17 protein-coding genes are annotated in these 13530 nt (G+C 44.9%); 13 read left to right on the plus strand and 4 right to left on the minus strand.

The genetic code is table 11. From position 1 onward, the window contains the following. Positions 1-279 precede the first annotated feature (279 nt). Positions 280-1893: a M4 family metallopeptidase gene (locus tag BHE18_RS15170; protein WP_071619644.1), complete on the plus strand. Its 1614-nt coding sequence runs from the start codon at positions 280-282 to the stop codon at positions 1891-1893. 546 nt (positions 1894-2439) lie between these two features. Here the strand turns inward: BHE18_RS15170 and BHE18_RS23275 are convergent. After that, positions 2440-2592 carry a hypothetical protein gene (locus tag BHE18_RS23275; RefSeq protein WP_171910722.1) on the minus strand — a complete coding sequence of 51 codons (153 nt, stop codon included), beginning with the start codon at positions 2590-2592 and terminating at the stop codon, positions 2440-2442. Between the two features lie 101 nt (positions 2593-2693). Here BHE18_RS23275 and BHE18_RS15175 point away from each other — a divergent pair, with 101 nt between their 5' ends. From BHE18_RS15175 to BHE18_RS15195, 5 genes are all read left to right on the plus strand, one after another. Continuing rightward, the gene (locus BHE18_RS15175) at positions 2694-3122 is read left to right on the plus strand and encodes a DUF4257 domain-containing protein (protein ID WP_058299101.1); all 429 of its coding nucleotides are present in this window, start codon (positions 2694-2696) and stop codon (positions 3120-3122) included. Then, positions 3088-3273 carry a hypothetical protein gene (locus BHE18_RS15180; protein ID WP_032085471.1) on the plus strand — a complete coding sequence of 62 codons (186 nt, stop codon included), beginning with the start codon at positions 3088-3090 and terminating at the stop codon, positions 3271-3273. The genes BHE18_RS15175 and BHE18_RS15180 overlap by 35 nt, the downstream gene beginning before the upstream one ends. 370 nt (positions 3274-3643) lie before the next feature. Next, a complete protein-coding gene (locus tag BHE18_RS15185) occupies positions 3644-4210 on the plus strand; it encodes a thioredoxin family protein (RefSeq protein ID WP_071619376.1) in 567 nt (188 codons plus the stop codon). A 233-nt stretch (positions 4211-4443) separates the two neighbouring features. Beyond that, positions 4444-4824 carry a helix-turn-helix domain-containing protein gene (locus BHE18_RS15190; protein WP_032085473.1) on the plus strand — a complete coding sequence of 127 codons (381 nt, stop codon included), beginning with the start codon at positions 4444-4446 and terminating at the stop codon, positions 4822-4824. 270 nt (positions 4825-5094) lie between these two features. Further along, positions 5095-5892 carry an arylamine N-acetyltransferase gene (locus tag BHE18_RS15195; protein ID WP_071619377.1) on the plus strand — a complete coding sequence of 266 codons (798 nt, stop codon included), beginning with the start codon at positions 5095-5097 and terminating at the stop codon, positions 5890-5892. Positions 5893-5960: 68 nt separating this feature from the next. Here the strand turns inward: BHE18_RS15195 and BHE18_RS15200 are convergent, their stop codons facing one another. Then, positions 5961-6416, minus strand: a complete 456-nt coding sequence (locus BHE18_RS15200) for a DUF2269 family protein (protein ID WP_071619378.1) — start codon at positions 6414-6416, stop codon at positions 5961-5963. 334 nt (positions 6417-6750) lie between these two features. Here BHE18_RS15200 and BHE18_RS15205 point away from each other — a divergent pair, with 334 nt between their 5' ends. Then, positions 6751-7665 carry a diacylglycerol kinase gene (locus tag BHE18_RS15205; RefSeq protein ID WP_071619379.1) on the plus strand — a complete coding sequence of 305 codons (915 nt, stop codon included), beginning with the start codon at positions 6751-6753 and terminating at the stop codon, positions 7663-7665. 313 nt (positions 7666-7978) lie between these two features. Here the strand turns inward: BHE18_RS15205 and BHE18_RS15210 are convergent, their stop codons facing one another. Next, complete coding sequence (locus BHE18_RS15210) at positions 7979-8329, minus strand: hypothetical protein (protein WP_071619380.1); 351 nt, start codon at positions 8327-8329, stop codon at positions 7979-7981. A gap of 296 nt (positions 8330-8625) precedes the next feature. Between BHE18_RS15210 and BHE18_RS15215 the strand changes: the two genes are divergently transcribed. From BHE18_RS15215 to rlmD, 3 genes are all read left to right on the plus strand, one after another. Further along, positions 8626-8931: an antibiotic biosynthesis monooxygenase family protein gene (locus tag BHE18_RS15215; RefSeq protein WP_071619381.1), complete on the plus strand. Its 306-nt coding sequence runs from the start codon at positions 8626-8628 to the stop codon at positions 8929-8931. Then, positions 8931-9311, plus strand: coding sequence for a hypothetical protein (locus BHE18_RS15220; RefSeq protein WP_071619382.1), 381 nt, complete (start codon positions 8931-8933; stop codon positions 9309-9311). Before BHE18_RS15215 ends, BHE18_RS15220 begins: the two co-directional genes overlap by 1 nt. Before the next feature lie 553 nt (positions 9312-9864). Continuing rightward, entirely contained in the window at positions 9865-11238 is a 1374-nt protein-coding gene (rlmD, locus tag BHE18_RS15225; protein ID WP_071619383.1) for a 23S rRNA (uracil(1939)-C(5))-methyltransferase RlmD, read from the plus strand. Between the two features lie 93 nt (positions 11239-11331). Here the strand turns inward: rlmD and BHE18_RS15230 are convergent, their stop codons facing one another. Next, entirely contained in the window at positions 11332-11538 is a 207-nt protein-coding gene (locus BHE18_RS15230; RefSeq protein ID WP_071619384.1) for an S-adenosylmethionine decarboxylase, read from the minus strand. 250 nt (positions 11539-11788) lie between these two features. Between BHE18_RS15230 and BHE18_RS15235 the strand changes: the two genes are divergently transcribed. The 3 genes from BHE18_RS15235 to BHE18_RS15245 all read left to right on the plus strand — a co-directional run bounded on the left by BHE18_RS15235 (position 11789) and on the right by BHE18_RS15245 (position 13450). Further along, positions 11789-12709 carry a hypothetical protein gene (locus tag BHE18_RS15235; RefSeq protein ID WP_071619385.1) on the plus strand — a complete coding sequence of 307 codons (921 nt, stop codon included), beginning with the start codon at positions 11789-11791 and terminating at the stop codon, positions 12707-12709. A 72-nt stretch (positions 12710-12781) separates the two neighbouring features. Continuing rightward, positions 12782-13012, plus strand: coding sequence for a helix-turn-helix domain-containing protein (locus tag BHE18_RS15240; RefSeq protein WP_071619386.1), 231 nt, complete (start codon positions 12782-12784; stop codon positions 13010-13012). A gap of 243 nt (positions 13013-13255) precedes the next feature. Continuing rightward, a complete protein-coding gene (locus BHE18_RS15245) occupies positions 13256-13450 on the plus strand; it encodes a YwbE family protein (protein WP_071619387.1) in 195 nt (64 codons plus the stop codon). Positions 13451-13530 lie beyond the last annotated feature (80 nt).

Below are 13530 nucleotides of genomic sequence, written 5' to 3' on the forward strand. Positions count from 1 at the left end.
ACGGGCCTTTTTTGTGTGGAATTTGATGGAAAATGAAAATGAAAAATCAAAATAGGGATTATTTTGTTCAAGTTTTCATAGAATAGGCGATTTTATAGTCTTTTTCATAGGTATTGAGATACAGGTTTGAGAAAGTTTATTATTGGGTATTTAGGCTCATTCGCGGGTTGTCTGACTTGTACTATAGTTTTATCTACAGTTTGAAAAGTTAGAAAATTCTAAAAAGAGGTGTTGTAATTGAAGAAAAAAGTCGTGGCATTAGGATTGACTGCAGGTCTGATGATGAGCCCCGTATTATCCGCGGATGCATTGGGTGCACCCGATTTGAGCCAGAAAGTGAATTTCAATGAAAAGATCGGAGCTCCGCAATTCATTTCCGGGAAGCTGACCCAGCCTTCTTCCAATGCTCCTGAAAAAATCGTAATGGATTATTTCAATCAAAAACAGGATGTTTTTAAGTTCAAGGGCGATGCAAGCCTTTCTTTTAAAGTAGTAGAAAAGAAGAAAGATAAACTCGGATTTACATATCTCCGCGTTCAGCAAATGTACAAAGGGACACCGGTATATGCAGCCGAACTGACTGCGCATGTCAATAAAGACGGCGTATTGACGGCAGTATCCGGGGCACCGGTTCCGAATCTTGCAGACAAGCAGTCACTTAAAGCGGCTAAGAGCCTATCGAAAAAAGACGCCTTGGCAGCAGGCGAAAAGGATTTAGTCACTGAAATCGGCAGTGAGCCGACTTATGAATACGCTCCTGAATCAAAATTAGTGATTTATGTGAAAGATGGACAGGCCCATCAAGCGTATCTGGTAAACTACAATTTCCTGGATCCGAAGCCGGGTAACTGGAACTATTTCATCGATGCGGCAAGCGGGGATATCTTAGATAAGGTGAATGAGATCCATGAAGCGGGCGGCAAGCCTGGCGGCAATGGTATCACGGGCACGGATGCGGTAGGTACTGGTACAGGGGTGCTTGGCGATTCGAAGTCTTTGAATACAACCCTGTCTTCCTCTACTTATTACCTGCAGGATAATACAAGAGGCGGAGGTGTCTTCACATATGACGCCAGCAACCGTCAGCGTCTGCCGGGATCACTCTGGGCAGATGCGGATAATAAATTCAATGCCTCATATGATGGAGCTGCGGTCGATGCCCATTATTATGCAGGAGAAACATACGATTATTATAAAGCCGTCCATAATCGCAACAGCTATGACGGCAACGGGGCAGCGCTGAAATCAACTGTCCACTATTCACGAAACTATAACAATGCATTCTGGAATGGCCAGCAAATGGTTTACGGTGATGGGGATGGATCAACATTCGTTCCACTATCAGGCGGACTTGACGTCGTGGCGCATGAGCTGACCCACGCCGTGACGGATACAACGGCTGACCTCATCTATCAGAACGAGTCAGGTGCCATCAATGAATCCATGTCCGACATATTCGGAACGCTGCTTGAATACCATACAGGGAACAATCCTGATTGGGAAATCGGCGAAGACATCTATACGCCGGGAGTGAGCGGGGACGCACTTCGCTCAATGTCGGATCCGGCGAAGTATAATGATCCTGATCACTATTCTGTCAGATATACAGGCACAGGCGACAACGGCGGTGTCCACATCAACAGCGGAATCGGTAACAAAGCGGCTTATCTATTGAGCCAGGGCGGCACACATTACGGAGTGAAAGTAACGGGAATCGGGCCGGATAAAGTAGGCGACATCTACTACCGCGCACTCACGCAGTACCTGACTCCTTCTTCAAACTACAGCCAGCTTCGTTCAGCTGTGGTCCAGTCGGCCTCTGACCTTTACGGTGCCGGAAGCTCTGAAGTGGCAAGTGTCAATGCTGCATTTAACGCAGTCGGGGTAAATTAAGTTAAGTCAGAGGAAAAAGGGAGGGCTGAGGCTCTTCCTTTTTTATGTGAATAGTGAGGTTGAAAGATGCGGTTCCTGTCCAAAAGAGGAGTTCATTTAATGATGGCAGGGGACAATTCCTTGTTGCTGCTTTGTTTCAGCTCAGTTTTAGGGATAGGAATGGGGCTGCCGGGAAGGTTATGCTCCAATTGGAAATATATGCTCCTAATTGAGGATATATACTCCAAATAACAAATTTATGCTCCTAATCCCAAAAATATACTCTTAAGAGAATCATTCTAAATAAAATCACCGAATCCAGTCCGCCGAATACCAATAATCGAAATCCAGTCCGGTGAATAACAATCCACCGCGAAATCCAATCAACCTGAATCCAGTGCCGCTCACCCTGACAACGTACCACCCCGCTCCATATAAAAACCAAGTACACAATACTTGGCACATAGAACCCGATTCAACTGAAAGTCCAAAAAAATCATTTCAGGCTTACTCAAAACTCACATATCCATAAAATCAGCTGCCAAAATCGTATACCGGAAAAAACCTCTATGCCTGCTTCCTGCCTTTTTCCAGGATCTTTTTTGCCATTCGGTAATACATATCTGCTTCCGCTTTGGATTCAGAGCTTTTTAACTGCATCATATAGTTCTGAAATCGAAGTTTGTCGACAGACGAGACTTTCATCACGATTTTCCTCATTTTTGCTCTCCTTTGGTGGACAAATATGTGTCCAAATATCTATTCTGAATATTCTGTAAATAATATATAATAATAGTAAATGATTCCAGAGGGTGGATAGAATGTCCTTAATTGAAGTGATCTTGTTGCCAATGTTGATGGGCGGTATCGGGGGCTTAGGACATATTTTGATTTTCAAAAATGGTCATTTCACCTTTCCACGGAAATTTATCGACGATCAGGGGGAGAAGCATTACCTTTTTGGCTCAACGAAGGATATTATCATAGGTGTTCTGGCAGGTTACCTCTCTGTACTTCCAGTCATCGATACGATCCCGATGTGGTATGCCATCTACATCAGTTTATTATCCGGAATCGGGGGAAGTTCCGTCATTACCAGGAAAATGGAGCAAAGTTTGGCTACGACGAAAGAATCCTATATCCAAGAGCTATCACAATATCAGCTCGAATTGACCTCTAAGGGAGGATCTTCAAATCACAATGAGGTGAAACCTGTTGGCAAAGTGGAAGAAAAGAAGAATCAAGGTTGAACTGCCGCCTGAAGATTATGAGAAAGCGAATCTTTACATGAAAAGACTGAAGGAGGCAGACAGTGTGATCGAGCTGAACTACTACTATAAAAAAGTCGCACAGATAATAGAGAACTCCAGACATTTTGAAGATGGTTCAATTGAAAAGTAATCCTATAATCATATACATTAACCAAATTGAAGAGGATTAAACTGACTATTGAGTCAGCTTTTTTTGTGAGAGTCCGTTTTTCGGTATTCTGTATACATTCGGATTTCAATGAGGACTGAATAAAAAATCACCCTATTCCCCGCTGGATCTTCCTTTGAATAGCCCGTTGGCTATTCATTTTTTTCTATAGCTGACAACCTCAGATGAATCTGCTTTCTTATATTATATTCCTGCAGGCATAATCGCACAATTGAAATTTATGAAACAGCCAGAATAGATATTACTTGTGGAATCAGGTGAACATGAATAAGATATAGAGAGAAATCGAGAAAGTGTGTGTATGAGCTATTCACGCTTAGGAGGAGTAAATATGACCTTGCAAGATTGGTTCAATAAAGGAATATCATCAAGTCAATATTTAGAATATATGAAATCCCACAAAGAAAATACATTGTCTATCTTAAATAAATTTACGATCCCTGAAGAAGACAAAGAAGTCCTGAAGGCGCTTGCCGGTCATTCTTTACGTGTCATCGTGCTGACTGAAGACTGGTGCGGGGATGCAATGCTGAATATCCCGATACTCTTGAAGGTGGCAGAGGAAGCGGAGATGGAAGTGAAGATGATCCTCCGGGATGAGAACCTGGAGCTCATGGATCAATATCTCACAAATGGCACTTCAAGGGCGATCCCGATCTTTATTTTCATAGATGAGGATGGTGAAGAAAAGACCGTTTGGGGTCCGCGGGCGCCAATGGTGAAAAAAATCGTCGACGATGAAAGGGCGAAAATGCCACCGAAGGATCATGAAGAGTTCCCGGAGAAGCAAAAAGAAATGATTGAACGCCTGACATCGCGATATACCAGTGATGAAATCATCTGGAATGAAGTATATGAAAGCCTCAAAACAACCCTGGTCCAGAAAATACTGATGTAATCCGCATCGCTGCAGCCCGAGGAGACTTCGTTCTCCCGGCTTTTTCTTTTACGCCGATTGATGACTTCACCCTTTAATAAAAAAACAGGAAGAATTATGCAGTTTTTTGTGAAAGGAAGGCATTGCCACATTTTTGGGTGTGGTAAAAAGTGCCCTCGTGATTGGAACTTTTTGCCGGTTCACGAATGACGTAATTCACGGTACTATTGTATAGGATGAGGAGTTGAAGCATCATGATTCACCAAAAAACAAATACAATTGTCATTGAGACATTGGATAGATTTCCCCATAAAATTCACATTAAATTGGGAGAAATCCTTCGTGAACGAGGGTTGACACAAGGGGACCTGCACCGTTTGACCGGTTTGCGTGTAGCGACCATCAATGAATTAGTGAATTTCAAGAAAAAATCACTGACGGTTGCCCATCTTGTTTCAATCATGATCGCTCTAAGAATCACGGATATCCGTGATCTTATCGAAATAGAATTCGATGAAGAGGTACAAGCCTACTTCAACGAAGAGAACGAGCGAATGAAGAACGGGTTCACTCCAGACCTTACAAAAACAGCAGAAACAAACGTAAAGCGTATCGCGGCTGGAGTCAAAAACTAAATCGCCCGTATGTATCAAGGCCATCTCTGATCGGCCTTTTTTTCTTGCCTTTTGAATGCCCGGTCTTTCAGTGTGATAAAGCACAATCCCTCTTTCCGGGAGAGATGTGAAGATGACATGAAAACGTAACGTGATTTGGAAGGGATTTGTTCTATGATAGGAGAAGAAGTAGTAAAGACGATTTCGGGCCTTCAGGGCGTAAATTGGTTGAATCTGAACTTTTAGGGAATTAACATTATATACATAGCATGGTGTAGAAAGAGTGATAGGATGAACGCTGTAGAAAAATACGTGAATTACCTGAATATGGAGATCGAGGAGCCGGCGATCAATTATCTGCAACGACTGATCCAGCAGCATCTTATTCGGATTCCATATGAAACCTTCAGTAAATTTTATTATTTTTCAAAAGGGGGCACGTATGTCCCGTCGCTTGAAGATTTTACGGAGCATTTGTATTCAAAGGGCTGGGGAGGCACCTGCTTCACCCTGAATATCAATTTTGGGAGGCTTCTGAAAGAATTGGGCTTTGATTGCCGGTTTGTACGGGTAAAGCCGGGACATCTCGGCCTGATGATCACGATCAACGGCAAAAAGCTGTATGTGGACGTCGGGTACGGCTCGCCCATCATGAAGCCGGTCGAACTTGAAGCAAGGCATCGGCACCTGCTGCACGGCTTCGGTGAAGAAATCATTTTTACCCACAGAGATCAATATGAGTTCGAAGTCGACCGCCGTTCAAACGGAAAGTCCTTCGTAAAGAAGGTGATCGAATGGGTCCCGCTTGAGGAAGATGATCTCATACAGGATATTGAAGCATCCTATCAGGACACAGACGACAATATCACGATGAGGCGCATCACAGCCGTCCGTTTTCAGGGGAATCAATGCTATTTTCTCCGCAACCGGACGCTCAAGGTCATGACATACCGCAATATCCGGGAGTACCAAATGAGGGACTTCGATAAATGGAGGGAAATGATCCGGGAGGTCTATCAATTCGATGACGGTTCCCTTCAGGATTCCCTGCAATTCCTTGAACACCGCAATATCAAACTGTTTTCATAAGCCGCCTGCGGTGATTCGTTCAGGGCGGCTTTTTTGTATTCCAGATCGCGTCCAATGGACTACCATAATCACGGTTTCAGGATCATAAAAATAAAGAGAAGTACTCCCAGGGCCGAGGCAAGATAGAACCATCGATCTATGGTTATCAGTGCATTCTGTATCACTTTCGGCGGAGCTCCTGTGAGATCGAGGTTTTCAGGGCGTCCCAGCCATTCATTCACTTTTCTCGTTGGAGGAGTGATTAAGCCGATGACGATGATTTGAATGAGAATATAGAGAATCAAAGAGCCCAGCAGCCAAATTTGTGTGAAGGGACCATAATTCCCCAGGAGGAAAAGTGCAATTCCTGTCAAAACAGCAATACTTCCGCCTATTTTTGGGAAGAATTCTAAAGACCTGCTGTATTTCATGGCGATGCGCAATTCATCCACATCCTTATCCGGTCTCGTCAACAGGTGGGCAAAAAACGTCGGGCCCACCCCGATCACAGCAGAAAGCACATGAACCAATATCAACACCTTCATAACGAACCTCCATCACTGCGTAGTATATAATCTCTTAATAGTACGATGGGTGGAGTGGTTTTATGAAAGTCACTTTGTGCAGGTGTAGCATAAAAGTCATAAAACCTTCTTTTATTTCCTCGGATTTTATTAGATTTTTTTTTGGAAAAGAGTTATGATATGGAGCGGTAGATGCTTGTTTGAAGAAAGGCATCTATTTTGCCATTTTTAAAACACAGCATGAATCAAAGCCATATTGCATGTAAACACTTATTTTAATATGATGTTAAAAGATGGAATTCTAACATAATCTCCGAGATCGGGTAATTCAAACTAAAGATTAGGATGATGGGGTATGAAACGCGCAAGAATTATATACAATCCTACTTCAGGACGGGAGCTATTCAAAAAGCATCTTGCCGAAGTGTTGATTAGATTGGAACAGGCAGGATATGAAACTTCCGTGCACGCCACGATCTGTGAAGGCGATGCAACAAAAGCGGCCCAAATTGCCGTTGAACGTAAATACGATATCGTCGTCGCTGCCGGAGGGGACGGAACGCTGAACGAAGTGGTGAACGGACTGGCGGAACAGGACTATCGTCCGAAGCTTGGAATCGTGCCGATGGGGACGACCAATGACTTCGCGAGGGCCCTCCATATTCCGAGGGACATCGGACAGGCCATTGATGTCATTACGAAGGGTGAATCCATCCCTGTGGATATCGGGCGGATGAACGAACGTTATTTCATCAATATTGCCGGCGGGGGACGCATCACAGAATTGACTTATGAGGTCCCGAGCAAGCTCAAAACGATGATGGGGCAGCTTGCCTATTATCTGAAGGGCATTGAAATGCTGCCGTCGATCAAACCGACTGATGTAACGATTGAGTATGACGGCAAGCTTTTTGAAGGCGAAGCGATGCTGTTTTTGATCGGATTGACCAATTCAGTTGGCGGATTTGAGAAGCTCGCTCCTGACGCTTCGATCAACGACGGCTTGTTCTCGCTTTTGATTTTGAAAAAGACAAACCTGGCGGAATTCATACGCATCGCCACACTTGCCGTCCGCGGCGAGCACGTGAAAGACCCGAACGTCATTTACACGCAGGCGAACCGTATCAAAATCCATGCGAAGGAAAAAGTGCAGCTCAACGTGGATGGAGAACTCGGGGGCGTACTGCCGGCAGAATTCGAAAACTTATACCGCCACCTGGATGTATTTGTCCCGCTTGATAAAATCCGTCCTGAGGATAAGGCGATTTGAATGTGAAAAGGAATGCCCGTTATTGTGGCGTTCTTTTTTTTATGGAGTTAGAGGGTTGAACGGTGATAGGTGCCGGGGGGCGGGGGTGGGAATGTTTGGTGAGTGACGGGATTATTTTAAAAATTCGAAGATTATTGAGGTGGATTCGAAGATTATCACCAAAAATCGAAAGAATCACGATGAAAGCCGCGTCCAAACCTCGTCAAAACAATCAAAAACGATGAAAGCCGCGTCCCGGCACCGTCAAAACAACCAAAAACGGCCCCCCGGTACAAACCCAGGGCGGCCGCTTTCCATTTTCAACACAAAATCTCTATTGAACCAATAAAAACACCAAAAACACAAGCGGAAACCCGACTAAAAAGCCCCATCCGATCTGCTGCTTATGCCGGAAAGGCACTTTCCTCACGATGAACGAAAGCACATGGGCAACCATCACGAATACGAATGCCCATATCAGCTGACCGACCACGAAAACGAATAAATAAGACAGGATGGTTTGACTGCCAAGTACAAGTGACAGCGCGAATCCGATGGTCAAGGTTAAAAAGGTGAGCCCCATCAGGATATAAGGGAGCCACCAGCGGCGTGATTTTAATGTGAAAAGCACACCGAGGAACACATTCCCCACCAGGATCAGGTTTACTAAGATGTCTGGATTCATATGATCTACCTTCTTTTACATGTTCTTTTTAAAAGTCATTATTTTAAGAAAGAATGATATACAGCTTTCCCTATTTCCTTCTGAATGGATCTTGAAACGAGGTAAGTTTTGACAAGGTGCAAAGCAGGTCTTTCTTAAAATATCTTTCTATACTAGCAACTATCTCCGATTCTTTTCAAGCGATAACATGAATCTTCCAGAAATCGTCATGAAGAATAGTTTTCATGTGAACCCCGTTGTGTTACAGTGGGAAAAAAGCTTGTCGGCAGCAAAAAGCCAGGAGAGGAGTGGATTTCATGTATATCGTACATTCAACGTTCGCTGTACCGGATGATAAGGCGGAAGAGGTTATATCCATTTATCATTCACGTTCGGGGCTCGTGGATGAAGCAGATGGATTTCAGCGGTTCCTGCTTCTACAGAATGAAAAGAAGCCCGGGGAAATCACCGTGCATATGGAGTGGGATACGAAGGAACATTTCATGACATGGGTCCAAAGCGAAGATTACAAACGGATTCATGAGCTTGAAAAAAAGTATCCTGACAAAGATCTTGCATCCATCATCCCGTCGATTGATAAGTATAAGGTGGTGGCTTACTGATGGAAAATATGTACAAACCCGTGATAGACAGTGCGGTAAAGAAACTCTATGAACGTTATCCCGAGCTGCTTGAGAGATTCGGGGAAATCGGCATGCAGAAGTGTTACGAAGATAACGTCCACCATTTCAATTACCTTAACACGACAGCGGCTGCAGGGGATGAAAAGATCTTCGTCGACTATGCATTGTGGCTTAATAATGTACTGATCAGCAGGGGCATGAAATCCGATCATTTAATCGATAATTTCCAGTGTATAGTTGAAGCGCTGGAAGAGAGCGATATCGAGGAAGCCGGCCGTTTTCAGGTGTATCTGAATGCCGGCATCACGGCCATCCGCGAAAATGATCTGGCATCACAGCTAAGATCGGAGAATATATGAAAGGACATCGGAGACGGAATGTGTCCGGTGTTTTCTTTTTTGAAAAAATAAGTTTGTCATTTCAACTTGAGGGTTGTCCAGCTCCGGCGGCTAGAAGCTCGAGGTCATAAGCTAAATGGACCTAGAAGGCAAAGAACGCCTTCTAGGCCCATTCATCTTATGCTTGTCGCCTCTGGGCGAGCCGCCTCCGCATTTCGGTTTGTCCAGCTGCAGGGCTTAGAGGCACATGTCATAAGCCAAACCGGTCATGAAGGCAAAGAACGCCTTCCCGTCCGGTTCGTCTTATGCCACACGCCTCTGGGCAAAGCCCTTCCGCATTTCGTGAGTCCAGCTCCGGCGGCTAAAGGCTCGAGGTCATAAGTCAAGCAAGCCAAAAAGGCAAAGAGCGCCTTTCCGGCTTGCTCGCCTTATGCTTGTCGCCTCTGGGCAAGCCGCCTCCGCATTTCGTGAGTCCAGCTCCGGAGGGTGGCACTTCGAAGTGTATTTCAATTTGGCTAACCCGATATGGTACAATCAGTAGAGTCTAATTAGGAAGCAGAAAAGGAAGATCATAATGAGTAAAAAAGCACCTGTTCAAAAAAATGATTATATAGATGGCGCCTATTTCGAGGATTTGACGCATGACGGGAACGGCGTGACGAAGGTGGACGGCTACCCTTTATTCGTTCCCAATGCGCTGCCCGGGGAAGAAGGCAGGGTGAAGGTCGTAAAACCAAGTAAAGGATACGGGTTCGGGCGGCTGGTGGAACGGACAAAGGAAAGTCCTTACCGCCAGGAACCCCCGTGTCCGATCTACCGGGAGTGCGGCGGCTGCCAGATCCAGCATATGACCTACGAAGGCCAGCTCAAAGCGAAAGAAAAGAATGTACGCGATGTGATGCAGCGGATCGGAAAGCTTCATGACGTCAAGATCCATGAAGTGCTCGGGATGAAAGAACCCTGGAGATATCGGAATAAAGCACAGGTACCGGTAGGTGAAAAAGACGGACGCTTTGTGGCAGGCTTTTACCAGAAGCGAAGCCATGAAATCATCGATATGGACAAATGTATCATCCAGTATGAAAAAAACGATGAAGTGATCCAGCACGTTAAGGATATCTGCCAAAACCTCGGCATCCGTCCATATGACGAAAAGAAACATAAGGGGACGCTCCGCCACATCATGACCCGCACGGCATACACGACAGGTGAGGTCATGGTTGTCCTCGTTACGAGAACGAATGAGCTTCCCCATAAGAATGAAATTGTAGAAGAGCTCGTCCGGAATATTGAAGGATTAAAGTCCATCGTCCACAATGTGAACGGGAAAAAGACGAACGTGATCATGGGGGATACGACACGTGTCCTATGGGGCGAAGAAGTCATCCACGATATGATCGGTGATGTGAAGTTTGCGATTTCTGCCCGGTCCTTCTATCAGGTCAACCCTGAACAGACGAAGGTGCTGTATGACAAAGCACTTGAATACGCAGATCTTAAAGGTGAAGAAACGGTCATCGATGCGTACTGCGGAATCGGGACCATCTCGCTTTTCCTTGCCCAGAAAGCAAAGAAAGTGTACGGAGTGGAAATCGTCCCGCAGGCGATTGCCGACGCAAAACAGAATGCGGTCCTGAATAATATGATGAACGTTGAATTCAAGGCTGGCCCGGCAGAAGAAGTCATCCCTGCATGGTATGAGGACGGGATCAGCGCCGATGTACTCGTCGTCGATCCGCCGAGAAAAGGATGCGATGAAGCACTTCTCGACACCATCCTCGCCATGAAACCTAAAAAAGTCGTATATGTTTCCTGTAACCCTGCCACATTGGCACGCGATCTGCGCATCCTGGAAGACGGCGGTTACAAAACAACGGAAATCCAGCCGGTCGACATGTTCCCGCAAACGATGCACTGTGAGGCAGTCGCGAAAATAGAATTAGTTTAATCGAGCAGAGAGGCCGGGGGGCTTCTCTTTTTTAGGTTATAAATCGAACCGAATATTCAATCCGTGCCGAGGGACAGTCTCCTGATCGTTAAATCACCCTGACCTCTGGTCTGAGAGGACTACAAATAGAGTGGCTCCGTGCGGATCGAACGTATGATAGTCAATCGACAGGACCGTGGCGCCGCTAGCCAGGGCTGCTTCGTGCATCTGCTCCTTTAGAAAAGCGATATCATTGAGCTTATCGAAATCCACGCCCCACAGATCGGCAATGATATGTCTCCCGAATGTTTTGTATTCCATGTGACTGCTCCTTTCTTGCGATTTATTTTTAGAATATGTACGTGCCCTTTCTTTTGACTTGAAAATGGATGCTGCTCTCTTAAAATCCATCTTTTAATCTATATGACAGTTATCTGCGAGGGTGTTTGTCCCGCCAATTTGATAGGCTTACAATCTATTTTCTCCCGTTTAATAGAAACGGGAGAACGTATGAGTTGATTTCAAAATAAAATAGAATAGAAAGAAATCAATAATAGGGAAGTGATAAATAGTGGGACATAAAGCGAATGATTCTCAAGAGAAAAGAGTCCAGGACACGTACGGGGACGATTGGGACCGTGTGGGGCTGAAGGAATTGAACGCCGGCGGGCATGAACGCCTTTATAAAGGCAGGAGCAAGTTTCAGGATATTCAGGTCATAAGTGCCGTGGATATCAGGTTATATTTGAATGAACAACTGCAGTTCAGTTCCCTGGATGAAAGGATTTACCACGAAGCGTTCGTCCATGTACCTTTCGCACTTGGGAAATCGATAGAATCGGTGCTGGTACTCGGTGGAGGGGATGGACTTGCCCTGCGAGAAATCCTGAAGTATCCGGGCATTAAAGATGTGGATTTAGTGGATATCGACGGAAAGGTAGTAGAGATTGCTAGAAATATTCCTGCCCTTGCAGAATTAAACGAACGGTCTTTTTTTGATAAAAGGGTAAAAGCACATATCGAGGATGCCAAAGTCTTCATTAAGGAAAATAAGAAGAAATATGATTTGTTGGTCATTGACTTTCCCGATCCAACGAATGAACTCCTGGCAAGCCTGTACAGCAGGGAACTATTTGAAGAGTTCTATCAGTTGCTGGATGAGGATGGGCTGCTCGTATGTCAATCCAATGCCCTTGACGCCACCCCCACAGTATTTTGGAGTATCGGTTTGACCCTTGAACAAGCAGGGTTTCACACAAAACAGTATCACACAATCATTCCTTCTTTCGGGGATTGGGGCTTCCAGCTGGCTGCAAAGAAGGAAATCATTTTAAAGTTTCAGAAGATAGAGGTTCCCCACCGCACCCTGCCCAGAGAACTGACCACACTATTCGCATTTCCCCCAGCCTACGAAAACTATAAAAACAGGGCCATCATCAATTCCGAATCTAACCTGAAGCTCCATGAAATTTTTAGGATGGAAAACATTTAAGAGAGGCATCAGCTGAATAGATTGTTGGTTATGCTATAATAGTGAAAAATATTCATTATTGAGGCGAACCATATGTATCTAACAATCGCAGAAACAGCAGAATACCTGTCCCTGCCCGAATCGTATATAGAAGCTTTGGTGCATGATAATAAAATAAGAGCGGTTCATGACGGAGAGCAATACTTGATCAACCGTGAACAATTCAACCAGCACCTCGAACAGATGGAAAAAGCGAAAAAACAGCTTGCCGAATACCTCAGTGAGCCGATTCCGGAAGATCCGGATGTGAAGGACGAGGATTGACGGGGGCTGGTTATTATTTTCATGGGTAAGGGACGTGAATATAGACGGATTATCTGTTAATTGTGCCGGTATAAGGATAATCGTGCCGGTTTTAAAATTATTGTGCCGGAATCACGTTAATAGTGCCTCTTTTCCATTTATTGTGCCAGTATTAAAATAATTGAGCCGGTTAGTCGAATCCCATTGAGTGATTCAGTGGGGGTACCTGACCCGGCCAGACTAAAACCAGAACAGGAGAATCCCATGAACGGACAACAGCGAGCAAATATCAAACCAGGACTTCAAGTTGAAATCGTACTCAAAAAAGACCAGCGAACCGGGAAGCTGACTCAGGGAGTCGTAAAGGATATCCTGACAAACTCTGCCAATCATCCTCACGGAATCAAGGTCAGGCTTGAGGACGGCCAGGTGGGAAGAGTAAAAAACATTTTATCTTAAAACTTTAAAAGAAGGACAGCCCTCGATCATGAAAGGGCTGTCCTTCTTTTTATCATAAAAAAGCCCCAACCCCCCTAAAG

It is taken from the genome of Rossellomorea aquimaris (assembly GCF_001877785.1).
Classification (GTDB): domain Bacteria; phylum Bacillota; class Bacilli; order Bacillales; family Bacillaceae_B; genus Rossellomorea; species Rossellomorea aquimaris_A.

What these genes read in the sequence shown, in the direction of transcription:
- BHE18_RS15240 (WP_071619386.1), top strand. Translation starts at nt 12,782, where the DNA reads ATGTATCTAACAATCGCAGAAACAGCAGAATACCTGTCCCTGCCCGAA.
- BHE18_RS15190 (WP_032085473.1), top strand. Translation starts at nt 4,444, where the DNA reads ATGATTCACCAAAAAACAAATACAATTGTCATTGAGACATTGGATAGA.
- BHE18_RS15170 (WP_071619644.1), top strand. Translation starts at nt 280, where the DNA reads ATGATGAGCCCCGTATTATCCGCGGATGCATTGGGTGCACCCGATTTG.
- BHE18_RS15230 (WP_071619384.1), bottom strand. Translation starts at nt 11,538, where the DNA reads ATGGAATACAAAACATTCGGGAGACATATCATTGCCGATCTGTGGGGC.
- BHE18_RS15195 (WP_071619377.1), top strand. Translation starts at nt 5,095, where the DNA reads ATGAACGCTGTAGAAAAATACGTGAATTACCTGAATATGGAGATCGAG.
- BHE18_RS15215 (WP_071619381.1), top strand. Translation starts at nt 8,626, where the DNA reads ATGTATATCGTACATTCAACGTTCGCTGTACCGGATGATAAGGCGGAA.
- BHE18_RS15175 (WP_058299101.1), top strand. Translation starts at nt 2,694, where the DNA reads ATGTCCTTAATTGAAGTGATCTTGTTGCCAATGTTGATGGGCGGTATC.
- BHE18_RS15245 (WP_071619387.1), top strand. Translation starts at nt 13,256, where the DNA reads ATGAACGGACAACAGCGAGCAAATATCAAACCAGGACTTCAAGTTGAA.
- BHE18_RS15200 (WP_071619378.1), bottom strand. Translation starts at nt 6,416, where the DNA reads ATGAAGGTGTTGATATTGGTTCATGTGCTTTCTGCTGTGATCGGGGTG.
- BHE18_RS15210 (WP_071619380.1), bottom strand. Translation starts at nt 8,329, where the DNA reads ATGAATCCAGACATCTTAGTAAACCTGATCCTGGTGGGGAATGTGTTC.
- rlmD (WP_071619383.1), top strand. Translation starts at nt 9,865, where the DNA reads ATGAGTAAAAAAGCACCTGTTCAAAAAAATGATTATATAGATGGCGCC.
- BHE18_RS15220 (WP_071619382.1), top strand. Translation starts at nt 8,931, where the DNA reads ATGGAAAATATGTACAAACCCGTGATAGACAGTGCGGTAAAGAAACTC.
- BHE18_RS15205 (WP_071619379.1), top strand. Translation starts at nt 6,751, where the DNA reads ATGAAACGCGCAAGAATTATATACAATCCTACTTCAGGACGGGAGCTA.
- BHE18_RS23275 (WP_171910722.1), bottom strand. Translation starts at nt 2,592, where the DNA reads ATGAGGAAAATCGTGATGAAAGTCTCGTCTGTCGACAAACTTCGATTT.
- BHE18_RS15185 (WP_071619376.1), top strand. Translation starts at nt 3,644, where the DNA reads ATGACCTTGCAAGATTGGTTCAATAAAGGAATATCATCAAGTCAATAT.